This window comes from Parasedimentitalea marina (assembly GCF_004006175.1).
Lineage (GTDB): Bacteria > Pseudomonadota > Alphaproteobacteria > Rhodobacterales > Rhodobacteraceae > Parasedimentitalea > Parasedimentitalea marina.
In genome coordinates, this window is record NZ_CP033219.1 from 239,930 (window position 1) to 262,317 (window position 22,388).

The following is a 22,388-nucleotide window of genomic DNA, read 5'->3' on the forward strand; positions in this document are numbered from 1 at the left end:
GTTACGACCCTCCCTGGCTTCGCAGGTAGACATAGGCAATGATCAGCAGCACGGCAATAAATTGGAACAACAGCCGGAACCGCATCATCTTGTTGCCGTTGCGCTTATTGAACTCGCCCCCCTTGCCATAGCCTGCAATGCCGATGACCAGTGAAACAACCACGGCAGCCATTGCCGCTACAACCAGATAGAAAAGTGTGTCAGCCATTACGCCCTCGTGACCTGTGTTTTGTTCACTCTGGTTTATCGCGCGGCCAAAGGGAATGCGACCACGAAAGCGACCCCGGCCCTTAGCGCAGCCTTGCCAGAATGCGGTCAGTGGCCCGGGTGGTCAGAATACGCTTAAGAAATCCGCCGATATGGGTTGGTGTCGTGACATAATATCGCGGGCGTGGACGGCGCGACTCGCAGGCATGGATCAGCTTGCTGGTTACGGCCGAGGCGGGCAGCTCAAAGGTATCCGGGCCTGAACTATCATAGAGCCGTTTCAGCAGGCTGCTTTCGTACTGATCGCGCAGAGCCGAGTTTTTCCAGTCAACGAAGCGCTCGAAATGCGGGATCGAATTGACCCGGATTTTAGAGGTCACCGGGCCGGGCTCAATCAGCACCACGTGGATACCAGTATCGCGCAACTCGACCCGCATGGTATCCGTCAGTCCCTCGACGGCATATTTGGTTGCAACATAGGCGCCACGCCAGGGAAAGGCGACCAAGCCCAATATCGATGAGTTCTGGATAATGCGCCCATGTCCCTGCTCTCGCATCACCGGAATCACTTGGCGTGTCAGCTCGTGCCAGCCAAAAAAATTGGACTCGAATATCACCCGCAGGGCTTCGGTCGGCAGATCTTCGACAGCGCCGGGCAAGCCGTGGGCGCCGTTGTTAAACAGCGCGTCCAGGGTGCCGCCGGTCGAGGCAAGAACCTGTTGCAGGCCTGTGGCGATGGTGTCCGGTTGAGTGTAGTCGATCAGGGGGCTTTCAAAGCCCTCGGCGCGCATCCGGTCGCAATCACGCTGTTGTCGACACGAGGCAAATACCGTCCAGCCACGCGCCCGCATGCCGCGCGCCGCATCCAGGCCAATCCCTGAGGAACAGCCTGTAATCAGAATGGTTTTTTGCATCAACGCCTCTTTACATGAACTCGACCAGGGTCAGTTGGTCTTGTTTATGGGCGTTTCTGGCTGATCAGGGAAGCAGCAATCCAACCGATTTGCGCATCGTCAACCACCCGCAGGCGCAACCAGCCGGTGCCGCTGTCATCTAAAACCTCGACCGCGGCATTGCGGCTGAGTTTATTTACGACAGGATAAAGCGTGCCAGGTCCCTCTCGCATATTAACGCGGCTGGCGGTGACGTGACGCAGATCAATGACTGGCTCCAGGGGGAGAATTGGCGCGACCGCCGCATCTGAAATAATCTCGCTCCCTGTCAGTGAGGTCAATCCGCCTGACAGCGAGGCCAATTGCACCGAGGCGTCGCCAGTTGGGGGCGAGGTCTCAGTCAGGCCATAGTCAAATGAGGACTCACCGAGGGTGGCAATCTGTGCCAGCGCAACCCTGGATCGCAGCTCGGGGTCTGCCCTTGGTCGTTCGGGTCGGGACGCATCGGTTCTGAGCGGTTGATCGACAGGCTGTAGTATCGGCTGGATGACAGGTTTGGTGACCAGCGACGCGGCTGTCACCTGATACGTGCTAACAAGCGGCGCCTTGGCAATTTCAACGGTGTCGGGCCGCTGCGGTGGCTCAAAATCGGCTCCACCGCTCACCTCGTAGAACGCCCAACCCATGAACAAAAACGAAACCATCACAAAGCGCGACATGGCACTAACCCCCCGGAAAGTGTTGATACGAAAAAAATATCACAAATGAATTCCGGCGGCAGATTACCGGTATAAGTCTAAGGTAGCGTAAATAGCCCGGTTGGAAACAGGGGAGAGTTCATGAATTTCTCCCCCAGAGCGCAATAACACCATGGGTGACGCTACAGATCGAAGGAATCTTGTCACAGCCGCTTTACCAACATCGACCGGGCAAGTATCACCAATCCATGACCGAACTGGTAGACAACTCCGACTTGCCCTCCGCTCCTGATGGAGAAGAGATCCTGGAACCGCTGCGCCGCGCGATTGGCGAGCGGTATCTGACCTATGCGCTGAGCACGATTATGCACCGGGCCCTGCCGGATGCGCGTGATGGGTTAAAGCCGGTGCACCGGCGAATCCTCTATGCGATGAGCCGCCTGCGGCTGACGTCGACCGGTGGGTTTCTGAAGTCGGCCAAGATTTCAGGCGATACGATGGGGGATTTTCACCCCCATGGCGACGCCGCGATCTATGACGCGATGGCACGCTTGGCGCAGGACTTTAACGTGCGCTACCCGCTGGTCGACGGTCAGGGTAACTTTGGCAACATCGATGGCGATAACCCGGCGGCCTCGCGCTACACCGAAGCCCGGATGACTTTCGTTGCCGAGGCGATGCTGGAAGGTCTGGCCGAGAACGCGGTTGATTTTCGCGACAACTATGACGGCCGTCTGACCGAACCTGCGGTGCTGCCGGCCACATTCCCAAATATTCTGGCCAATGGCGCTGCGGGGATTGCAGTGGGGATGGCCACCAATATCCCGCCCCATAACATTGCCGAGCTGATCGACGCCTGCCTGCATCTGATCAAGACACCGGATGCCCGCGACGATACTTTGCTGGGCTATGTGCCGGGGCCTGACTTTCCGACTGGCGGCATCATTGTTGAACCGCCCGAGAATATCGCCCAGGCTTACCGGACCGGTCGCGGCTCGTTCCGGTTGCGCTGTAAGTATGAGGTCGAAGACCTGGGTCGGGGGCAGTGGCAGATTGTGGTCACCGAGATCCCGTATCAGGTGCAGAAATCCAAGCTGATCGAGAAAGTCGCCGAGCTGATCCAGACCAAGAAGGTTCCTATACTGGGTGATATCCGGGACGAATCTGCCGAAGATATCCGGGTGGTGCTGGAGCCGCGCTCTAAGAACGTCGACCCCGAGATGCTGATGAACATGATGTACCGCAACTCGGATTTCGAGGTGCGGTTCTCGATGAACATGAATGTGCTGATTGATGGGGTCACCCCCAAGGTCTGCTCGATGAAAGAGGTGCTGCGCGCCTTTCTGGATCACCGCCGTGAGGTACTGCAACGCCGCTCGCAACACCGGATGGAAAAGATCGATCACCGGCTGGAGGTTCTGGCCGGCTTTATCATTGCCTTCCTCAATCTGGACCGGGTGATTGAAATCATCCGCTACGATGACGACCCCAAGGCAGCGCTGATGCGCGAAGACTGGGATCGCGATCACCCGCGCGCACTGACCGAGGCAGAGTTTGTCTCGCCGGCCAAGGGACCGGGCGAGTTGACCGAGGTGCAGGCCGAGGCGATTCTGAACATGCGGCTGCGGTCTTTGCGCCGTTTGGAAGAAATGGAACTGGTCCGGGAGCGCGATGAGCTGCGCGAAGAACGCGCTGGGCTGGTGGCTTTGCTGGCGTCAGAAGATCTGCAGTGGGACACCATTTCAGGCCAGCTGAAAGAGACTAAGAAAAAATTCGGCAAGACTTATGCAGGCGGTGCCCGCAGGACTCAATTTGCCGAGGCCGGTGAGGTCGAAGAGGTGCCGCTGGAGGCGATGATCGACCGTGAACCTATCACTGTGGTGTGCAGCCAGATGGGTTGGATTCGGGCGATGACTGGTCATATCGATCTGACCCGCGAGCTAAAGTTCAAAGATGGTGACGGGCCGCGGTTTGTCTTCCACGCCGAAACCACAGACCGTCTACTGGCCTTTGGCAGCAATGGCCGTTTCTATACGATCAGCGCCGCCAACCTGCCCGGTGGGCGTGGCATGGGCGAACCGCTGCGGCTGATGGTGGACCTGCCCAACGAAGTTGAAATCGTTGATCTGTTCATTCACCAGCCCGAGGGCAAACTGCTGGTGGCCTCGACGGCTGGCAATGGTTTTGTCTGTGCCGAAAAAGAGATCGTGGCCCAGACCCGCAGTGGCAAACAGGTATTGAATGTCAAGGGCGACGACCGCGCCAAGATCTGTGTGCCGGTGGTTGGGGACCACGTTGCCGTGGTCTCGGAAAACGGCAAGTTCCTGGTCTTCTCGGTCGAAGAAATGCCCGACCTGACGCGCGGCAAGGGCGTGCGATTGCAGAAGTACCAGATGGCGCGCGGCAAGCAGGGCGCGCTAGAGCTGGACGGCGGCCTGAGTGATATCACCACATTCAACTGGGATGACGGCCTGACCTGGGAGATGGGCGGTGGCAAAACCCGCCATGAACAGGACCTAAGTCAATGGCTGGGCAAGCGTGCCGGGGTTGGCAAACGTCCACCCTATGGCTTCCCGCGCAGCTATAAATTTGACTGAATACCGGGTAACATTCTGTGACCCTGGTGCCACCGGTCTCCAAACCTGGTCTGGTGGCGCTTTACTGAAGACCTGCAAGCAGTCTATCTGATCAGGATTTTTTCGAAAAAGAGACCTGATTATGATCCGAGCATTTGCCTTTCTGGCCTCCCTTACGCTGCTTACTGCCTGCGGAGAGACCCGCATGGACGAGGCCCCCGAGGATCTTGGCACGTTCAACATGCGGGTCGGCTATATCTATACCGAAAAAGCCCTGCAGTGGCCGCTGTCGCGCAAATCCGAAGGATCAGAATGGAATGCCGCGCTGCAAAACGCGCTTGATACGCGGTTGCGCCGGTATGAGGGCACGCAGGACTATGATGTTGCGATCACACTCGAGGGCTTCTTGCTGGCCCCTCCGGGCATCCCGATTTTGGTATCCCCCAAAAGTGTCGCTGTGGTGAATGTCTTTGTGTATGACGTGGCCAAGAAAAAATACTTGGTCAAGAAGCAACAGATGGAGATCTTTGAGAGCACCACCGGGGAAAGTGCGCTTTTGGGATCTGGCCACAGCCGCACCAAAGAAGAGCAGATTGCAGGCCTGTCGCTGAATATTGTCGATGCTGTCGAAGAGATGATGGCCGAGCAACATCTGGAGAATGGGTGGTTTGATGTCCGTCCCGATGGGATTGAAGATCTCCGTCCCGATGGGGTCGAAGTGGACCCAGCTGCGCCCAGCTAAAATACGGGCAGGCGTGGTGCCGGCAAAGTTTCGTTTCCGAACTGCTTGATCTTTGTGCACAAAGGAACTATGTCGCCCGCGATAATGAACGGGGTCGACGACTGACCCAACTACCAAAAGGGTGCCTGGATCATGGCTAAGGAAAAGTTCGAACGTAACAAACCACACGTCAACATCGGCACCATCGGCCACGTTGACCACGGCAAAACCACGCTGACCGCAGCGATCACCAAGTACTTTGGTGACTTCCAGGCCTACGACCAGATCGATGGCGCTCCGGAAGAAAAAGCCCGTGGTATCACCATCTCGACAGCACACGTTGAGTATGAAACCGAGACCCGTCACTATGCTCACGTTGACTGCCCCGGCCACGCCGACTACGTCAAAAACATGATCACTGGTGCGGCTCAGATGGATGGCGCCATCCTGGTTGTGAACGCAGCCGACGGCCCAATGCCGCAGACTCGTGAGCACATCCTGCTGGGTCGCCAGGTTGGCATCCCCTACATGGTTGTCTACATGAACAAAGTTGACCAGGTTGACGACGAAGAGCTGCTGGAACTGGTGGAAATGGAAATCCGCGAGCTGCTGTCTTCGTATGAATACCCTGGCGACGACATTCCTGTGATCCCTGGTTCGGCTCTGGCCGCCATGGAAGGTCGCGACAACGCAATCGGCGAAGATTCGATCAAAGCGCTGATGGCTGCTGTGGACGAGTACATCCCAACACCAGAGCGCGCTGTTGACCAGCCGTTCCTGATGCCTGTGGAAGACGTGTTCTCGATTTCCGGTCGTGGTACAGTTGTGACCGGCCGTATCGAGCGTGGCGTGATCAACGTTGGCGACGAAATTGAAATCGTTGGCATCCGCGACACCAAGAAAACCACCTGTACCGGTGTTGAAATGTTCCGCAAGCTGCTGGATCGTGGTGAGGCTGGCGACAACGTTGGCGCATTGCTGCGTGGTGTTGACCGTGACGGTGTTGAGCGCGGCCAGGTTCTGTGTGCACCTAAGTCGGTGAACCCACACACTAAGTTCGAAGCAGAGGCCTATATCCTGAACAAGGAAGAAGGCGGTCGTCACACACCATTCTTCGCCAACTACCGTCCTCAGTTCTACTTCCGGACCACAGACGTCACCGGTACCGTTGTTCTGCCCGAAGGCACAGAAATGGTCATGCCAGGCGACAACCTGAAGTTCAACGTTGAGCTGATCGCACCCATCGCGATGGAAACCGGCCTCCGCTTCGCGATCCGCGAAGGCGGCCGCACCGTCGGCGCTGGTGTTGTGTCCAAAATCGTCGAGTAATCACAGCTCTGCTGTGAGGGCGACAGGGGCTTTTGCCTAGGCAAAAGCTCCCGAGAGCCGCACCGACGAGATGATAGAAAGGGCTGCCCCAGGGCGGCCCTTTTTCTGTTTACGCTGGTAGCTGCCACCAACATTGCTTTCGCTTGAGAAGGGTCTAAAGTTTGATCAGCCTTAACGGGAGTGCGAGGAGGAAAGCATGCGAAGAATTTTCACAGTCCTGACTCTATGTTTATCAGCAATCTGGGGAACTGTTACTTGGGCTGGCACGCCTATTAACACGAAGGTTTCTTGTCCCCTAGGTGGCAAGCGAACCAAAGTAACCAAAACGGCCAGTTGTTCGTCTTTTGGAACGGATATGACGATGAGTCTTAGGAGGCCGTCTTCCTGTGATTTCGTGACGCGTTTGCCGGTCTGTGATCGTGAATCATTCCCGATTTATCGCGAATTTTCAAAGGACGAAGTGAAGCGGTTAAAGGACATTGTGAAAACGGGCTGGTATCAAGCGGCCACATCGCAGTCTAGGTATCTTCGTGCTTACTTAGTGGAACGTGAATTCGGCACCTATTCAGAAGAAGACATGTTCTGGCTGTTGCAGAGCGGACATTTTTACGACGCTAAGAACACATTCGGTAATGAAGAATTCTATTCGGAATTTCGGACAGCAGCCAACGCTTACGTCAAAGTCGCGAAGCCAGAGGATCAGAAGCTTGTTCTGCTCCTTGCTGCTTTTGCCCGGGTGCATTTCGGTGACCCTAGTAAAGCCCTGAAAATGTTGGGATCGGCTGCGCGCATTCCAACACCGGATACCCCCTTTTTTGATCAATACGCAAAGCTAGTCCGAGCCTGTGTTGGAAAGCCGGATGTGGATAAGTGTGACCCAAATTATCTTGTCACTATCGACTGAGGGCTTGCATGATTGATTGGATATCATTTCCCCCCTTGCCAGATCCCATCAACAGGCGTATAGCGCGCAAGTTCGCTTTATGTGAATAACCCACCGGCAGGATTCGTTCCTGCCGTTTGGGTTTGAAGAGGGCCGGTGGAATGAGCCATCGGTCGTCCTATCAACTCCTTAGCCTCGAAAGGCTATAGATAATGCAAAGCCAAAATATCCGTATTCGGCTCAAGGCATTTGACTATCGCGTTCTGGATTCCAGCACGCAAGAGATCGTCAATACTGCCAAGCGGACCGGCGCCTCAGTCCGTGGCCCGATCCCACTGCCGAACAAGATTGAGAAGTTCACCGTTCTGCGTGGACCTCACGTTGATAAAAAGTCCCGCGACCAGTTTGAGATCCGTACTCACAAGCGTCTGCTCGACATCATTGATCCGACCCCCCAGACCGTTGACGCGCTGATGAAGCTCGACCTCGCTGCTGGTGTGGACGTCGAAATCAAGCTTCAGTCATAAGATCGGAGGGTAAAACATATGCGCTCTGGTATTATCGCTAAAAAAGTCGGCATGACCCGGCTGTTCATGGAAGACGGCAAGCAGATTCCTGTGACCGTTCTTCAACTGGAAAACCTGCAGGTTGTTGCGCAGCGTACAGACGAGAAGGACGGCTATACTGCTGTTCAGCTTGGTGCTGGTGCTGCTAAGGCAAAACGTACGTCTCAGGCTATGCGCGGTCACTTCGCCGCTGCAAAGGTTGAGCCTAAGCGTAAAGTTGCAGAATTCCGCGTTTCCGCTGATGCCCTGATCGAAGTCGGTGCCGAAATCTCGGCCGAGCACTATCTGACAGGTCAAAAAGTTGACGTTTCCGGTACCTCGATTGGTAAAGGTTTCCAGGGTGCTATGAAGCGCTGGAACTTTGGTGGTCTGCGGGCAACGCACGGTGTGTCTATCTCACACCGTTCGCACGGTTCCACAGGTCAGTGTCAGGATCCCGGTAAGGTTTTCAAAGGCAAGAAAATGGCCGGTCACATGGGTGCTGCCCGTGTAACCACTCAGAACCTGGAAGTTGTCAAAACTGACGCCGACCGTGGTCTGGTCTTCATCAAAGGCGCCGTTCCTGGCTCCAAAGGTGGTTGGGTCACTGTCAAAGACGCTGTTAAGAAGAAGGCCCCTGAGGGTCTGCCTTTCCCAGCAGGTCTGAAATCGGCAGCTGCCGAAGCTCCAGCAGAAACCGTTTCTGCGGAAGGTGGTGAAGCATGAAACTTGATGTAATCAATCTGGACGGCAGCACTGCCGGCAACATCGAGCTGGATGCCGAACTGTTCGGTCTCGAAGCACGTGCGGACATCCTGCACCGTGTGGTCCGCTGGCAGCGTAACAACGCACAGGCCGGTACCCACAAGGTAAAGACCCGTTCGGAAGTGAACTACTCGACCAAGAAGATCTATCGTCAGAAAGGGACCGGCGGCGCACGTCACGGTGCTCGCTCTGCTCCGATCTTCCGCGGTGGTGGTGTTTACAAAGGTCCGGTCGTCCGTTCGCACGGTCACGAGCTGACTAAAAAGTTCCGCAAGCTGGGTCTGCGCCACGCACTGTCTGCCAAGGCTGCTGCTGGTGAGCTGGTTGTAATCGAGAACGCCGACACCGAGGGCAAGACTGCCGCTCTGGCCAAACAGGTTGCAAACCTGGGCTGGAAACGCGCTCTGGTCATCGATGGCGCTTCGGTTAACGAAGGCTTCCTGAAGGCCGCCAAAAACATCGAAGGTCTGGATATCCTGCCGTCGATGGGCGCAAACGTCTATGATATCCTCAAGCGTGACACCCTGGTGATCACCAAAGCAGGTATCGAAGCATTGGAGGCTCGCCTGAAATGAGCGCTAAAGCAGAACACTACGACGTAATCCGTAAGCCGATCATCACTGAAAAAGCCACCATGGCGTCCGAAAATGGCGCGGTTGTTTTTGAAGTTGCGATCGACAGCAACAAACCCACCATCAAAGCCGCTGTTGAGGCGCTGTTTGGTGTGAAGGTTAAGGCTGTGAACACAAGCATCACTAAAGGTAAAGTGAAGCGGTTCCGCGGTGGCTTGGGCCGTCGCAAGGACGTCAAAAAGGCCTATGTGACCCTCGAAGAGGGTAACACAATCGACGTGTCCACCGGACTGTAAGATTGCTAGGATGAATTGAGAAAGGCCCTCGCTGCAAAGCGGGGGCCTTTTTCGTTTGCGATGGAATTCGAAAAGATAGTTACTTGCTTCAAGCAATAAGGCTTGCCAGAGAATAATAATTTACAACTTTCAAATATTGGGAACTAGGCATTGGAACGGCATATCCTGGATTTTGAACGTGCAATCGACGCAAGGGATCCCGATGCATTTGAGGCCGCGCTTCTGGCCTTGTCCTGGGGTTCTAAGTCGTCCGAAGCCTGTGCGCTTCTTATTCGTTCACTGCCGCTGAATTGGCACTTCAAGCATGAAGATGTGGCGTTTGCCATCCAGCGTTTCAGGTGTGCAGGGGCTGAGTCAGTTCTGGAAGCAAGGGCAATGGATTGTCCCGAATACCTTGACTGGGATGATAACTATGCTTTGGCACGAAAATGCACTTGGGCATTGGCGGATATCGGCTCGGCGGAGGCCCGGGTAGCGTTGGGGCGTCTTGCCAAATGTGAAACGGAGGAAATCAGTGAGTTTGCTCAAAAACGACTTGATAGCTGGGCTTCAGAATTGTCGAGAAAGGTTGGTTCATAGAGCAGCAGGTATCTTGACGAGAAGCAAGATACCTATCGGGGTATTCCCCCGCGCGGAATCAAGGCCTCAGGCCGCCGTGCCAGCGACGGCACGGGATTTATTTGTATGAGTGGTCGCAATGCTGCAATGTACGGATCTGTTGTATTTCCCGGACATATAAGGTGAGGCGATGATTGGCGGATTTCATTCAGCAATTTGGGGGCTGGTAGGCATAGCTCTAATTTTTGCTGACTTCATGCAAGTCAGCCATCCAGTCAATCTTAGTTGGTGGCTTGCAAACATAGGTCTGTCCAATCAGGTAGCGTTTATTATTGTTATCGTTTTCTATTGGGGTCTTGCGCGTGTGATGTTGTTTTTGACCGAGAGGGCAATTGGGTACCTGTCGATGAAGGTTTTTGGCTCGAATGGTGAAGCGTAGAATGAGCGAGTATGAGGATATCTTGCACGGCCTAGGGTTGGTTCTGGTAGAGATCAGAGCGTCCGACAACATCAATAAGTCCAAAGGGCTTGCCGACATTGTTCACAATGTTCCAGCAAACATACGGCAGGGTGCAGAGCCGGATATGATACGGGAAGACATCTTGCTGCGCGCAGACAGATATAAGGTGCGAGAGATGTTTGCGCAGTATTTTAAAGTTGGCCGGGATGGTCTGTAATTCTTGATCTTATGTGGGGTGCGGTCAAATATGACGTTTTACGTTGGCAGGAAATACAATGATTTACATTCTGATCTTGCTCGCCATGGCGTTCTCAATGCTTGACATTTCGCAGCTATTATACCCGTTTAGTGTCACTTATCTCACAATATCGATGGGGCTTGACCCGCTTTTGGCATTTGTAGTTGCAATTGGATGTTACGGTTTTTTGGCAGAACTCATATTGCGGTATTTCAATGTTAGGAAGCGATAGCTGTGAAGAATTCCCTTCTTCAGCGGAACAACCTGTCCGCAGTGGTGAGTACTTTAACTCAGCTCATATCGTCTCTCCGAGTAGTTTAGGCGTGCTGGTATCCCTAGAACAGGAAACACTCAGATATAGGGTCACGTATGTCGTATACCATAGAAGGCGCAATGAAGGACATTTTGTATGCCGATGATTCCTCGGCGATTGGGGCGGAAGAAGTGTGGAAACGGCTAAAAAATTCGAACGAATCCTTTCTGAGGGAAGGTTCGTTAATAAAATTCAAGACTAACCATACTGCTGGCAATCACTATCACTACGCCTTGGCTGTTAGATTCAATCACGATGAAGACCTCTCTTTCGTTGGATTAGGGGGACGAACCTGGGGGTACGGTGTCTGCACCCTTAAAAAAGAAGCGCGATTTGAAGAAAAAAAATGCACGGTTTCCGTTCCGTGGTTGCTAAAGAATTTTAATGCGATTGTTGAGCCATTGGACATTGATGACGTTTGGTACGTCGAAGATGCTCTGGACTTCGTCTTGTCCCTTACAGAGGACCTAGAGTGAAATTGATTTTGCAGCAGGTGTGGTCTAGCGTAAGTCTTACATATCCGAAAACCTGCATCCCCCTATAGACACCCCCCTCATACCCTGCTACCTCGCACGGATCATCTAGCCTCGGATTCGTTCCGGGGCTGCTGATTTTTGGATGGGGACCTTCGGGGCCTTATATCGATGGCCACCTCAGTAGTTGGGTTTCGGATGAAACCTCACGAGCAGGGGGCTGAACATAGCCTAAGATGCCGGGAAAACTCGGTGCTTGGGCAAGCTAAACGGAAGACAGAAAGCATGGCACTCAAGTCGTATAAACCGACGACGCCGGGCCAGCGTGGGCTGGTTCTGATCGACCGTTCGGAGCTTTGGAAAGGACGTCCCGTCAAGTCTCTCACTGAGGGTTTGACGAAATCGGGCGGCCGGAACAACACCGGACGGATTACCTCGCGCCGCCGTGGTGGCGGGGCAAAGCGCCTCTACCGGATCGTTGACTTTAAGCGTAACAAATTTGATGTTGCGGCGACCGTCGAGCGGATCGAATATGACCCGAACCGGACCGCATTCATCGCGCTGATCAAATACGAAGATGGCGAACAGAACTATATCCTGGCTCCACAGCGTCTTGCTGTTGGTGACAAGGTTATCGCCTCTGCTAAGGCCGACATCAAGCCGGGCAACACAATGCCGTTTTCGGGCATGCCAATCGGTACCATCATTCACAACATCGAAATGAAGCCAGGCAAAGGCGGCCAGATCGCCCGTGCAGCTGGTACATATGCTCAGTTCGTTGGTCGTGACGGTGGCTACGCGCAGATCCGTTTGTCTTCGGGCGAACTGCGTCTGGTGCGTCAGGAATGTCTGGCAACAGTTGGTGCGGTGTCGAACCCCGACAACTCGAACCAGAACTTTGGTAAAGCTGGCCGTATGCGTCACAAGGGCGTTCGTCCCTCTGTGCGTGGTGTGGTCATGAACCCGGTCGACCACCCACACGGTGGTGGTGAAGGCCGGACCTCGGGTGGTCGTCACCCGGTGACCCCTTGGGGTAAGCCGACCAAAGGTGCACGGACCCGTAACAAGAACAAAGCGTCAAGCAAGCTGATCATCCGCTCGCGTCACGCCAAGAAGAAGGGACGCTAATCGATGTCTCGCTCTGTATGGAAAGGCCCTTTTGTTGACGCTTATGTTCTCAAGAAGGCTGAAGCTGCTCGTGAATCGGGCCGCAAAGAAGTGATCAAGATTTGGTCGCGCCGTTCCACCATTCTGCCCCAGTTCGTGGGTCTGACCTTTGGTGTTTACAACGGTCGCAAGCATATTCCTGTCAACGTCTCAGAAGACATGATCGGTCAGAAGTTTGGTGAATATTCGCCAACTCGTACTTATCACGGTCACGCTGCTGACAAAAAAGCGAAGCGGAAATAAGTCATGGGTAAGGAAAAGAATCCACGCCGCGTGGCAGACAACGAAGCAATGGCAAAACTGCGCATGCTTCGTACCAGCCCTCAGAAACTGAACCTGGTTGCTGGTCTGATCCGTGGCAAGAAAGTTGATCGCGCACTGACCGATCTGACTTTCTCGAACAAGCGCGTAGCACAGGACGTGAAAAAATGTCTTCAGTCGGCAATTGCCAATGCTGAAAACAACCACAACCTGGACGTGGACGAGCTGATCGTCGCCGAAGCCTATGTGGGCAAAAACATGACTCTGAAGCGCGGTCGCCCGCGTGCTCGTGGTCGTTTTGGCAAGATCTTGAAGCCGTTTGCTGAGATCACCATTCTGGTGCGTCAAGTTGAGGAGCAGTCCTAATGGGTAATAAAGTCAATCCAATTGGCATGCGCCTCCAGGTCAACCGTACCTGGGACAGCCGCTGGTATGCTGACACCAAGGATTTCGGTGACCTTCTTCTGGAAGACATCAAGATCCGCGCCTTCATCAACGAAGAGTGTAAGCAAGCCGGTATCTCTCGTGTGATCATCGAACGTCCGCACAAAAAGTGCCGCGTTACGATCCACACAGCACGTCCTGGCGTCATCATCGGCAAAAAAGGTGCAGACATCGAAACTCTGCGCAAGAAAATTGCAACGATGACCGATAGCGAACTGCACCTGAACATCGTTGAGGTTCGTAAGCCCGAGCTCGACGCTGCTCTGGTTGGTGAGTCGATCGCACAGCAGCTGGAACGCCGGGTTTCTTTCCGTCGCGCCATGAAGCGTGCGGTTCAGAACGCGATGCGCATGGGCGCCCTGGGTATCCGGGTCAACCTTGCTGGTCGTTTGGGTGGTGCTGAAATCGCGCGTACCGAATGGTACCGTGAGGGCCGTGTGCCTTTGCACACACTGCGTGCCGACATCGATTACGCACACGTCGAAGCAAAGACTGCTTATGGTATCATCGGGATCAAGACTTGGATCTTCAAAGGTGAAATCATGGAGCACGATCCGCAGGCACGTGACCGTAAAGCACAGGAACTCCAGGACGGCCCAGCACCTCGCGGTGCAGGCGGTCGTCGATAAGGGGGACATGACAAATGCTTCAACCAAAGCGTACTAAATTCCGCAAGATGCACAAAGGCCGGATCAAGGGTGAAACCAAAGGTGGATCCGATCTGAACTTTGGCACTTACGGTCTGAAAGCACTCCAGCCTGAGCGTGTGACTGCGCGTCAAATCGAAGCGGCTCGCCGCGCGATGACACGTCACATGAAGCGTCAGGGCCGTGTCTGGATCCGGATCTTCCCGGATACACCAGTTACTTCCAAGCCTACCGAAGTCCGTATGGGTAAAGGTAAAGGTTCGGTGGATTTCTGGGCAGCCAAGGTCAAGCCTGGCCGCGTGTTGTTCGAGATTGATGGCGTCGATGACGACATCGCCCGCGAGGCCCTGCGCCTGGCTGCGATGAAGCTGCCAATCAAGACACGTGTTGTGCTGCGCGAAGACTGGTAAACCAGTTTCCTTCATTTGAAGGATGCAGGGCCCCCGCTGAGGTATCAGCGGGGGCCTATTCTATTGTAGAGTAAAGGTTGTGGTGAAAATATACTTTGCGCGTATTGGTCGACCAATTTAATGCTAATTTTAAATCAGATAAAATTTCAAATCCAAAGCAGATGGTGTTCTCGGCACTCAATGGGTTCTTAAGAAATATGTGGTCTTACTATGCCAAATTATCGCGAGAGGATTTGTGACGTGGCCAAGAAAAACCAGTCGGTGCTAAGACGCTTTTCACTTGCCAACCTGAAGACCAAACCCAAGGTTATTTCGGTTGCGCTATTCCCACTGCTGCTGATTGTGGGTGTTGGGGTCATAACGATGACCAATCTTAGCCGAATGGATGATTCTGCCCGTTGGGTCACGCACACCCAGAACGTTCTGGGGGATTCGCAATCGATCATTGCCTCTGCAGTTGACATGGAAACCGGGCTGCGCGGGTATCTGCTGGCGGGCAAGGATGAATTTCTGGATCCCTACATAAGTGGCCAAACCGCCGCCTACCAAGCGCTGTCGGATCTGCGTGAAACGGTAAGTGATAACCCAGTACAGGTTGCCCGTCTGGAAGAGGCTGAACAGGCCCTGCGGGGTTGGCAAACCGATGTTGCTGAAACCGCGATCGCGCTGCGTCGTGAAATTGGCGACGCCTTGACCATGAACGACATGGCCGAGGAAGTGAGAAAAGCCAAAGGCAAAGTGTTTTTTGATCAGTTCAGATGGGAACTTCAGGAATTCATCGAGGCCGAACAGGCTTTGCTTGTGGAGCGAAAAGCGAAAATTAAAACCATTATCGAAAGTCCGTTTGTAAATGCAGTTGCGGTGTCCGAGGCGCTGGACCGGGTCGAGCATACTTACATAGTCATCAATACCGCCAAGGATATGTTGGCCGCCGCAGTGGATATGGAAACCGGTATGCGTGGGTTCCTGCTGTCTGGTGACATGGACTTCTTGAAGCCATACCGCGACGGTAACACCATGATGCAGCTTCTCGTAGCTGAACTTTCCGGTGCTGTCAGCGACAACCCACAGCAGCAGGCGCGGGTCATCAGTGCGGGCGACACAATTACGACGTGGCGTGCAAATATGGTCGAGCCGATCCTTGAAATGAGACGGGAAATTGGTTTCGCTGAAACCATGGATGACATGGCTGATCTTGTCGCCGAGGGACGCGGTAAGGTGTTCTTTGACGGCTTCCGTGCAGTCATGGCTGATTTCCAGGCTGAAGAGCAGGCCCTAATGGATGAACGTAAGGCCTCCAGCGACCAGATTTCATCGTCAACCCGAACCATGATTCCCAGTGCGATTGCCTTTTCAATCGTGCTCGGCGCTGCGATGGCCTGGTTCATCGGTTCAAGCATTGCCAGTTCCGTCCGTCGGATTACTGTGTCTATGCGGGGATTGGCCGATGGGGATAACGCTGTCGATATCAAAGGCCAGGAGCGCGGTGATGAAGTCGGTGAAATGGCCCGCGCCCTTGAGATATTCCGCGACGCTTTGGTCGAGATGCAGGAGCAAGAGCAGAAGAAAGCCGAAGGCCGCGACGCCGAGTTGAGCGCAATGGTTGAAGAACTTAGCAATCGTTTGGCAATGCTGTCGCAGGGTAATCTGCAGGTGCAAATCAAAGAGAATTTCCCCGAAGGATACGAGCAGTTGCGTGAGGACTTCAATGGGACCGTTACCACGTTGCACGGCATCGTCGAACAAGTTGTCGCGACCTCCAGCAGTATTCGCAACGGCGCGGATGAAATCAGCCAGGCCTCGGAAGATCTGTCCCATCGGACGGAAAGTCAGGCTGCCACGCTGGAAGAGACTGCAGCAGCGTTGGATGAGCTGACGGCTTCTGTGAAATCCGCAGCCGACGGGGCCCGCAGTGTCGAAAACACAATGGGTGAAGCTGGCGCCGAAGCGGAACGCAGTGGTGAGGTCGTGCAAAGCGCCGTGGCGGCCATGAGCGAGATTGAATCTTCGTCTCGTCATATTTCGCAGATCATCTCGGTGATTGACGACATCTCATTCCAGACCAACTTGCTGGCGTTGAATGCCGGTGTCGAAGCGGCCCGTGCAGGGGAAGCTGGTCGTGGGTTTGCGGTGGTGGCAAGTGAAGTGCGGGCGCTGGCGCAACGCTCTTCGGATGCCGCGATGGAAATCAAAGCCCTGATCAGCGATAGCTCCAAGCAGGTTGATGGTGGCGTCAAACTGGTCGGCAACGCTGGCGAGGCACTGGAAAGCATCGTTGGTCAGGTCAGTCACATTACGACACTGGTCTCGGAAATTGCCGAAGGCGCGGCTGAGCAATCAACCGGTCTCCACGAGATCAATACCGGTATGACGCAGTTGGATCAGGTGACACAACAGAACGCCGCCATGGTCGAACAGTCCACAGCCGCAAGCCATTTGTTGAAGTCAGATGCCAGCAAACTGGCCGATCTCATGGCGCACTTCCAAATTGGGCAGGGTGGGGGGGCAGCCCCCAGCCATCGCGCGCCGGCGGCACCCACTGCGCATGGCATGACAGATATGAGCGACGACTGGGCAACCGAGATCGATGACATGGTGCCAGTGGCCGCAACGGGCACCGATGGAAAGGCCCTTTGGGAAGACTTCTGATCCACCAATTCCAGTGGCCCTCCTGAACCGGGGGCCACAGGCTATTTTGCGACTGTCACACCGCGCCCTCTCGCGCTGTCGCGCGGGTTGCGATATGACCACCGCATGTCACATATTGAATCGCTTTTCGCCACCCGCCTGTACCGCGCTGCCCTGTCCGAACATGGACCATCGATTGATGCGGCAGAACTTGAAACCTCCTGTATTGTCATCGCCAATGATGACGAGGCAGGCCAGGACTGGTGCGAAGAAAACGCCTATCCCGGCTATACCTCCTATGCCTCGCTGAGTGATCTGCCCTGGCGGTTTCCAATTTTTGGCGATCTGGTCAAGGTGCTGGATCTGCATGTGGCGGAATTCGCCAAGGATCTGCAGTTTGATCTGGACGGCCGCGCGTTGGTGCTCGAGGATCTGTGGATCAATATCCTGCCCGAAGGCGGCATGCACGCCAGCCACATCCACCCACATTCGGTCATCAGCGGCACCACCTATGTTGCGATGCCCGAAGACACCAGTGCGTTGAAACTGGAAGATCCCCGGTCCGCCATGATGATGGCTTCGCCCATCCGCACCAAAGACGCCCGCCGCGAGTTGAAGCCGTTCATCTATATAAAGCCGGATGTGGGTGATGTGCTGCTCTGGGAAAGCTGGCTGCGCCACGAGGTGCCGATGAACATGTCCGAAGACGACCGCATCTCGGTCAGCTTTAATTATCGGTGGGAGTGAGGCCTGCCGACAATCAAAGAGAAAGGGTCTGTTCTTTAATGTCAATTCAAGACCACGTGCCTCTCCAGTTGGAAGAAGGCGAGCAACGTGTTCAGATTATTCGTGGCCGTGTTTCACCGACCATTTCAGATCTAGCATTGATTGTTCTTTTCTCTCCAACCCTCATGCTTGTCATATGGTTGTCTTTGCACCGTCTGTTTCGTCCCGTTGCTTATATCCTCACGACACAGCGTGTTCTTGTCATGGAACCTCAGAACGTCGTCGGTGAGATCGCTATAAAAGACATTCAACGTATCAGAACGCTGCGCAAGGCCATGATGATACAGAGCCCTTCCAGTCGTCTTTGGCTATCAAGGTTGCCAGATGCCTGGCAGTTCGAAGCGACGTTGGAAAAGATCAGGCAGCTTTAATTATCGGTGGGAGTGAGCAAGCTCTCCGGAAACGCTCCGAGGGAGCGTTTCGCTTGCGAACGGGCGGAGCCCAAGCCCGGATTGGAAATGATCCAAGGGGCCTGCTGCGGCGCCGTTTACGTAGTGATGGACTTACATTATATAGAGGCAAGTTGAATTTTACGTCGAGGTGGGCCAAAGATGGCAAAAAGGGAACCAACCAAAATTTCTGAGACCGTCAAAGGTGGGAAAATAGGGCGTGACGCAAATACCGGCCGCTTTCTTGATGTTCAAACTGCTAAGGGCAGCAGCAAGGTAACGGTGAGAACAGGCAAAGTTCTCGAGGAGGCTTCATCTAAACGCAAAGATGCGTTGAAGCGTTTGGTCAATAGGTAAGCGCCATTACAGGGTGACGCTTGCGGATGCGATCGCTGCACATGACGAAGCCCTGACATACGGCGGGCGCAAAGGAATTGGCAGTCTCGATCTTATCGAATCCGCTCTTGGACGTCCTTATTCTGGATATCACCGCCCGATAAACCGAAAAGCAGCCGCACTTCTTGAAAGCATGGTCGGCAACCATGGCTTTACCGATGGCAACAAGCGGACGGCATGGTTGGTCGTGGAGCTACTCATTGAACGTAGCGGCTACTATCTGAACATCCCTGATGATGACCCGATTGACGACATTGTGGTTGGAGTCGCGGAAAGCTCTGTTTCGTTTGACGATTTAACAGTTTGGTTCAAGGAGCGCTTGAAGAGAGCCGAGACTTGAAACATCAGGGTCACGCCTGACCTTCCCCCCGGGAAGGCGCTGTGCACCTCCCCAAGGTCAGGCGTGGCCCTACTTTTAGTCCGAACCGTTTGGGAATTTTTGAAGATGGACCTCGATGCATATGACGAATTTGTTTCCTGTACCAACAGTGGCCTAAAGGCCAACGCAAGGGAGGCGGTTCTTCGATTTGTGAACTCCTTTTCGTGTATACCTGAACGGGAAGAGTGGGTTAGGAGCTTTCTAAACGAAAAAGCGCAAGTCCAAGGGAACGGCGCGATTAGGCATGAAATCTATGCTTATATAGTCTTTCCTGTTCTCAAAGCAGGGTTTGATCAGGATGACCCTTGGGCTCTCATGTGGCTGGCTAAAACACGCAACAATTTCTCTTCAGTTAAGACACTTTCTGATCAGTTGAAGGGGGTGACCCCTCTTGAGTTACTCTTGCGTGCATTCAAAATTGAACCAGAAATGCCAGAATTGAAAGCCAAACTTCTTGCACATCTTGTATCAGGATTTGAATATGCGGGACACGAATGGCCGAGTGGCTTGTTGATTGCGCCGGGCTTAGCTGGTGTGAACGAGGAACAAGAGTTGGTTGAGTTGGCTATGTCCTTGGATGTTTCGGGCGACAACACTTCTGGACTACGAGACTATCAAGGAAAGCTTGACGAGCAGTTGTCTAGACTCAAACGTTGATATGAAAAACCACTCTTGCCCCCACCTCCACACTCCCCTATAGGAACCCATCGCTAACCCCTATTCCTATCGGAATCAGGGCGCGGTGATTCTTTTCTGCATTTCGGTGCAGGTGACATAACCCACCAGGTGCGAGGTTACCCGCTAGGGGCCTTCTGGTGCATTGGACAAGGACTAGGCTATGAACGCCAAGGATCTTCGCGAAAAATCCGCGGATGAACTCCGCGATGAACTCGCAAACCTGAAGAAAGAGAGCTTTAACCTGCGCTTTCAACAGGCCACCGGTCAGCTGGAAAACACATCAGGCATCAAAGCGGCACGCCGCAGTGCTGCCCGTGTTAAGACCATTCTGAACCAAAAAGCTGCTGAAGCAGCTGAATAAGGAGCGACACGATGCCCAAACGTATTCTCACTGGCACCGTGACCAGCGACGCCAACGCCCAGACCGTAACTGTCTCGGTTGAACGCCGCTTCACGCACCCTGTTCTGAAGAAAACCATCCGTAAGTCCAAAAAATACCGGGCCCACGATGAAAAGAACGTTTTCAAAGTAGGTGACTCAGTTCGCATCATCGAATGCGCACCTAAGTCGAAAACGAAACGCTGGGAAGTTCTGGAAGCTTAAGAGCCTTTAGAACCCTTAACCGACAGACATCCCAGTTTGTCGAAACCCTGGGAACGCCATGGCACGCATCGCCAGTTTCCATAGGTCGGGAGAAACCAAATGATCCAGATGCAAACTAACCTGGATGTTGCTGATAACTCAGGCGCTCGCCGAGTACAGTGCATCAAGGTTCTGGGTGGCTCTAAGCGTAAGTACGCATCCGTAGGTGACATCATTGTCGTCTCGGTTAAAGAAGCCATTCCACGTGGTCGTGTTAAGAAGGGTGACGTCCGCAAGGCCGTTGTTGTTCGCACCGCCAAAGAAGTTCGCCGCGCAGACGGTACTGCTATTCGTTTTGATAGCAACGCTGCTGTGATCCTGAACAACACCAATGAGCCCGTAGGTACACGTATCTTTGGCCCAGTTGTTCGTGAGCTGCGTGCCAAGAACTTCATGAAAATCATCTCGCTTGCTCCGGAGGTGCTGTAACAATGGCTGCTAAACTCCGCAAAGGCGATAAGGTTGTCGTGTTGGCTGGCAAGGATAAGGGCAAAGAGGGCGTTATCGCCTCTGTGAACCCCCAGGCTGGCAAGGCTGTTGTTGAAGGCGTGAATATCGCCATCCGCGCAACACGTCAGACACAAACCGAGCAGGGCGGCCGTCTGCCCAAAGCTCTGCCAATCCAGCTGTCAAACCTGGCATTCCTGGACGCAAACGGCAAAGCAACTCGCGTTGGCTTCCGCATGGAAGGCGACAAGAAAGTCCGCTTTGCAAAATCTACAGGGGACGTGATCGATGCTTGATACTGCTGCTTACACCCCGCGCTTGAAGACCTTTTACAAAGAGAGCGTTCGCGCCACTCTGAAAGAGGAATTCGGCTTCAAGAACGAAATGATGATCCCCAAGCTGGATAAGATCGTTCTGAACATTGGTTGTGGCCGTGCCGCAGTCCGTGACAGCAAGAAGGCAAAGTCGGCTCAGGCTGATCTGACCCTGATTTCTGGCCAGAAAGCTCTGACCACTATCGCCAAGAACTCCATTGCTGGCTTCCGCGTTCGCGAAGGCATGCCAATGGGTGCCAAGGTGACACTGCGCGGCGACCGGATGTATGACTTCCTGGATCGTCTGATCACCATCGCAATGCCTCGTATCCGCGATTTCCGCGGCGTATCAGGCAAATCTTTTGACGGTCGTGGCAACTACGCCATGGGCCTGAAAGAGCACCTTGTGTTCCCAGAAATCGATTTTGATAAAATCGACGAAAACTGGGGCATGGATATTGTGATCGCTACGACCGCGGATAACGACGCGGAAGCCAAGGCGCTGTTGAAAGCTCTCAACATGCCCTTCAATTCGTAAGCGCGGGAAGGAATAGACATGGCTAAGAAAAGCATGATCGAACGCGAGAAAAAGCGGGAGCGTCTGGTGGCTAAATTTGCCGCAAAGCGCGCCGAGCTTAAAGAGATCGCGAGTGACCAAAGCCGTCCGATGGAAGAGCGCTTTGCTGCGCGTCTGAAATTGGCGAAATTGCCGCGCAACAGCTCGGCTACACGTTTGCACAACCGTTGCCAGCTGACTGGTCGTCCTCACGCTTACTACCGTAAGCTGAAGGTAAGCCGGATCGCGCTGCGGGAACTTGGCTCGTCAGGCCAGATCCCCGGCATGGTGAAATCGAGCTGGTAAGGGAGAGACAGATATGAACGATCCTATCGCAGATATGCTCACCCGGATCCGTAACTCGTCGTTGCGCGGTAAATCCACAGTCTCGACCCCAGCTTCCAAGCTGCGGGCCTGGGTTTTGGACGTACTGTCGGACGAAGGTTACATCCGTGGCTATGAAGCAACCACTGGTGCAGATGGCCACCCGGCTATCGAAATCAGCCTGAAGTACTACGATGGCGAACCTGTCATTCGCGAGCTGAAGCGGGTTTCCAAGCCCGGTCGTCGCGTTTACATGGGCGTCAATGACATCCCGTCGGTCCGTCAGGGCCTGGGTGTGTCGATTGTCTCCACTCCTCGGGGTGTGATGTCGGACGCAAAAGCACGGGCAGCCAACGTTGGCGGCGAAGTGCTCTGCACCGTCTTCTAAGGAGG

Annotated in this window: 32 protein-coding genes; 29 read left to right on the forward strand and 3 right to left on the reverse strand. The window is 54.1% G+C overall.

Annotated features, from left to right (window positions below):
* Position 1: 1 nt before the first annotated feature.
* From EBB79_RS01190 to EBB79_RS01200, 3 genes are all read right to left on the reverse strand, one after another.
* The gene (locus EBB79_RS01190) at positions 2-208 is read right to left on the reverse strand and encodes a twin transmembrane helix small protein (RefSeq protein WP_127747088.1); all 207 of its coding nucleotides are present in this window, start codon (positions 206-208) and stop codon (positions 2-4) included.
* 82 nt (positions 209-290) lie between these two features.
* The gene (locus tag EBB79_RS01195; protein WP_127747089.1) at positions 291-1,121 is read right to left on the reverse strand and encodes an SDR family NAD(P)-dependent oxidoreductase; all 831 of its coding nucleotides are present in this window, start codon (positions 1,119-1,121) and stop codon (positions 291-293) included.
* 44 nt (positions 1,122-1,165) lie between these two features.
* Positions 1,166-1,819 carry an SH3 domain-containing protein gene (locus EBB79_RS01200; RefSeq protein WP_127747090.1) on the reverse strand — a complete coding sequence of 218 codons (654 nt, stop codon included), beginning with the start codon at positions 1,817-1,819 and terminating at the stop codon, positions 1,166-1,168.
* 227 nt (positions 1,820-2,046) lie between these two features.
* On the opposite strand from EBB79_RS01200, the gene parC reads away from it, so the two are divergent.
* From parC to rpsH, 29 genes are all read left to right on the forward strand, one after another.
* Complete coding sequence (parC, locus tag EBB79_RS01205; protein WP_127747091.1) at positions 2,047-4,395, forward strand: DNA topoisomerase IV subunit A; 2,349 nt, start codon at positions 2,047-2,049, stop codon at positions 4,393-4,395.
* A gap of 121 nt (positions 4,396-4,516) precedes the next feature.
* Positions 4,517-5,116 carry a hypothetical protein gene (locus EBB79_RS01210; protein WP_127747092.1) on the forward strand — a complete coding sequence of 200 codons (600 nt, stop codon included), beginning with the start codon at positions 4,517-4,519 and terminating at the stop codon, positions 5,114-5,116.
* Between the two features lie 132 nt (positions 5,117-5,248).
* Positions 5,249-6,424 carry an elongation factor Tu gene (tuf, locus tag EBB79_RS01215; RefSeq protein WP_127747093.1) on the forward strand — a complete coding sequence of 392 codons (1,176 nt, stop codon included), beginning with the start codon at positions 5,249-5,251 and terminating at the stop codon, positions 6,422-6,424.
* Positions 6,425-6,779: 355 nt separating this feature from the next.
* Complete coding sequence (locus EBB79_RS01220; RefSeq protein ID WP_164860725.1) at positions 6,780-7,328, forward strand: hypothetical protein; 549 nt, start codon at positions 6,780-6,782, stop codon at positions 7,326-7,328.
* A gap of 191 nt (positions 7,329-7,519) precedes the next feature.
* Positions 7,520-7,834: a 30S ribosomal protein S10 gene (gene rpsJ / locus EBB79_RS01225; RefSeq protein WP_127747095.1), complete on the forward strand. Its 315-nt coding sequence runs from the start codon at positions 7,520-7,522 to the stop codon at positions 7,832-7,834.
* Positions 7,835-7,852: 18 nt separating this feature from the next.
* Positions 7,853-8,578, forward strand: a complete 726-nt coding sequence (gene rplC / locus EBB79_RS01230; protein ID WP_127747096.1) for a 50S ribosomal protein L3 — start codon at positions 7,853-7,855, stop codon at positions 8,576-8,578.
* Positions 8,575-9,192 carry a 50S ribosomal protein L4 gene (gene rplD / locus EBB79_RS01235; RefSeq protein WP_127747097.1) on the forward strand — a complete coding sequence of 206 codons (618 nt, stop codon included), beginning with the start codon at positions 8,575-8,577 and terminating at the stop codon, positions 9,190-9,192. The genes rplC and rplD overlap by 4 nt, the downstream gene beginning before the upstream one ends.
* Positions 9,189-9,485, forward strand: coding sequence for a 50S ribosomal protein L23 (locus EBB79_RS01240; RefSeq protein ID WP_127747098.1), 297 nt, complete (start codon positions 9,189-9,191; stop codon positions 9,483-9,485). Before rplD ends, EBB79_RS01240 begins: the two co-directional genes overlap by 4 nt.
* Positions 9,486-9,635: 150 nt before the next feature.
* Complete coding sequence (locus tag EBB79_RS01245) at positions 9,636-10,064, forward strand: hypothetical protein (RefSeq protein ID WP_127747099.1); 429 nt, start codon at positions 9,636-9,638, stop codon at positions 10,062-10,064.
* Between the two features lie 169 nt (positions 10,065-10,233).
* Positions 10,234-10,482 (forward strand): hypothetical protein, encoded by a 249-nt coding sequence (locus EBB79_RS01250; protein ID WP_127747100.1) that lies wholly within the window; start codon positions 10,234-10,236, stop codon positions 10,480-10,482.
* Between the two features lies 1 nt (position 10,483).
* Positions 10,484-10,720 (forward strand): hypothetical protein, encoded by a 237-nt coding sequence (locus EBB79_RS01255; protein WP_127747101.1) that lies wholly within the window; start codon positions 10,484-10,486, stop codon positions 10,718-10,720.
* A gap of 414 nt (positions 10,721-11,134) precedes the next feature.
* Entirely contained in the window at positions 11,135-11,530 is a 396-nt protein-coding gene (locus EBB79_RS01260) for a hypothetical protein (protein WP_127747102.1), read from the forward strand.
* A gap of 282 nt (positions 11,531-11,812) precedes the next feature.
* Complete coding sequence (rplB, locus tag EBB79_RS01265; RefSeq protein WP_127747103.1) at positions 11,813-12,655, forward strand: 50S ribosomal protein L2; 843 nt, start codon at positions 11,813-11,815, stop codon at positions 12,653-12,655.
* 3 nt (positions 12,656-12,658) lie between these two features.
* Positions 12,659-12,937, forward strand: a complete 279-nt coding sequence (gene rpsS, locus EBB79_RS01270; RefSeq protein WP_127747104.1) for a 30S ribosomal protein S19 — start codon at positions 12,659-12,661, stop codon at positions 12,935-12,937.
* 3 nt (positions 12,938-12,940) lie between these two features.
* Positions 12,941-13,321 carry a 50S ribosomal protein L22 gene (rplV, locus tag EBB79_RS01275; RefSeq protein WP_127747105.1) on the forward strand — a complete coding sequence of 127 codons (381 nt, stop codon included), beginning with the start codon at positions 12,941-12,943 and terminating at the stop codon, positions 13,319-13,321.
* Complete coding sequence (gene rpsC / locus EBB79_RS01280; RefSeq protein ID WP_127747106.1) at positions 13,321-14,028, forward strand: 30S ribosomal protein S3; 708 nt, start codon at positions 13,321-13,323, stop codon at positions 14,026-14,028. The genes rplV and rpsC overlap by 1 nt, the downstream gene beginning before the upstream one ends.
* 14 nt (positions 14,029-14,042) lie before the next feature.
* On the forward strand, positions 14,043-14,456 hold the full coding sequence (gene rplP / locus EBB79_RS01285; protein ID WP_127747107.1) for a 50S ribosomal protein L16: 414 nt from the start codon (positions 14,043-14,045) through the stop codon (positions 14,454-14,456).
* Positions 14,457-14,696: 240 nt separating this feature from the next.
* A complete protein-coding gene (locus EBB79_RS01290) occupies positions 14,697-17,105 on the forward strand; it encodes a CHASE3 domain-containing protein (RefSeq protein ID WP_238704969.1) in 2,409 nt (802 codons plus the stop codon).
* Between the two features lie 105 nt (positions 17,106-17,210).
* Positions 17,211-17,831, forward strand: coding sequence for a 2OG-Fe(II) oxygenase family protein (locus EBB79_RS01295; protein WP_127747109.1), 621 nt, complete (start codon positions 17,211-17,213; stop codon positions 17,829-17,831).
* 38 nt (positions 17,832-17,869) lie between these two features.
* Positions 17,870-18,241: a hypothetical protein gene (locus EBB79_RS01300; protein WP_238704970.1), complete on the forward strand. Its 372-nt coding sequence runs from the start codon at positions 17,870-17,872 to the stop codon at positions 18,239-18,241.
* Positions 18,242-18,629: 388 nt separating this feature from the next.
* Positions 18,630-18,995: a type II toxin-antitoxin system death-on-curing family toxin gene (locus EBB79_RS01305; RefSeq protein ID WP_164860726.1), complete on the forward strand. Its 366-nt coding sequence runs from the start codon at positions 18,630-18,632 to the stop codon at positions 18,993-18,995.
* Positions 18,996-19,100: 105 nt separating this feature from the next.
* Positions 19,101-19,691, forward strand: a complete 591-nt coding sequence (locus EBB79_RS01310; RefSeq protein ID WP_127747111.1) for a hypothetical protein — start codon at positions 19,101-19,103, stop codon at positions 19,689-19,691.
* A 181-nt stretch (positions 19,692-19,872) separates the two neighbouring features.
* Positions 19,873-20,073 carry a 50S ribosomal protein L29 gene (rpmC, locus tag EBB79_RS01315; RefSeq protein WP_127747112.1) on the forward strand — a complete coding sequence of 67 codons (201 nt, stop codon included), beginning with the start codon at positions 19,873-19,875 and terminating at the stop codon, positions 20,071-20,073.
* Between the two features lie 11 nt (positions 20,074-20,084).
* Positions 20,085-20,315, forward strand: a complete 231-nt coding sequence (gene rpsQ / locus EBB79_RS01320) for a 30S ribosomal protein S17 (protein ID WP_113821508.1) — start codon at positions 20,085-20,087, stop codon at positions 20,313-20,315.
* A 99-nt stretch (positions 20,316-20,414) separates the two neighbouring features.
* Positions 20,415-20,783, forward strand: a complete 369-nt coding sequence (rplN, locus tag EBB79_RS01325) for a 50S ribosomal protein L14 (protein WP_127747113.1) — start codon at positions 20,415-20,417, stop codon at positions 20,781-20,783.
* Between the two features lie 2 nt (positions 20,784-20,785).
* Positions 20,786-21,097, forward strand: a complete 312-nt coding sequence (gene rplX, locus EBB79_RS01330) for a 50S ribosomal protein L24 (RefSeq protein WP_127747114.1) — start codon at positions 20,786-20,788, stop codon at positions 21,095-21,097.
* Positions 21,090-21,653: a 50S ribosomal protein L5 gene (rplE, locus tag EBB79_RS01335; RefSeq protein ID WP_127747115.1), complete on the forward strand. Its 564-nt coding sequence runs from the start codon at positions 21,090-21,092 to the stop codon at positions 21,651-21,653. Before rplX ends, rplE begins: the two co-directional genes overlap by 8 nt.
* A gap of 18 nt (positions 21,654-21,671) precedes the next feature.
* Positions 21,672-21,977 (forward strand): 30S ribosomal protein S14, encoded by a 306-nt coding sequence (gene rpsN / locus EBB79_RS01340; RefSeq protein ID WP_127747116.1) that lies wholly within the window; start codon positions 21,672-21,674, stop codon positions 21,975-21,977.
* A 13-nt stretch (positions 21,978-21,990) separates the two neighbouring features.
* Complete coding sequence (gene rpsH, locus EBB79_RS01345) at positions 21,991-22,383, forward strand: 30S ribosomal protein S8 (protein ID WP_127747117.1); 393 nt, start codon at positions 21,991-21,993, stop codon at positions 22,381-22,383.
* The last annotated feature ends 5 nt before the right edge of the window (positions 22,384-22,388 follow it).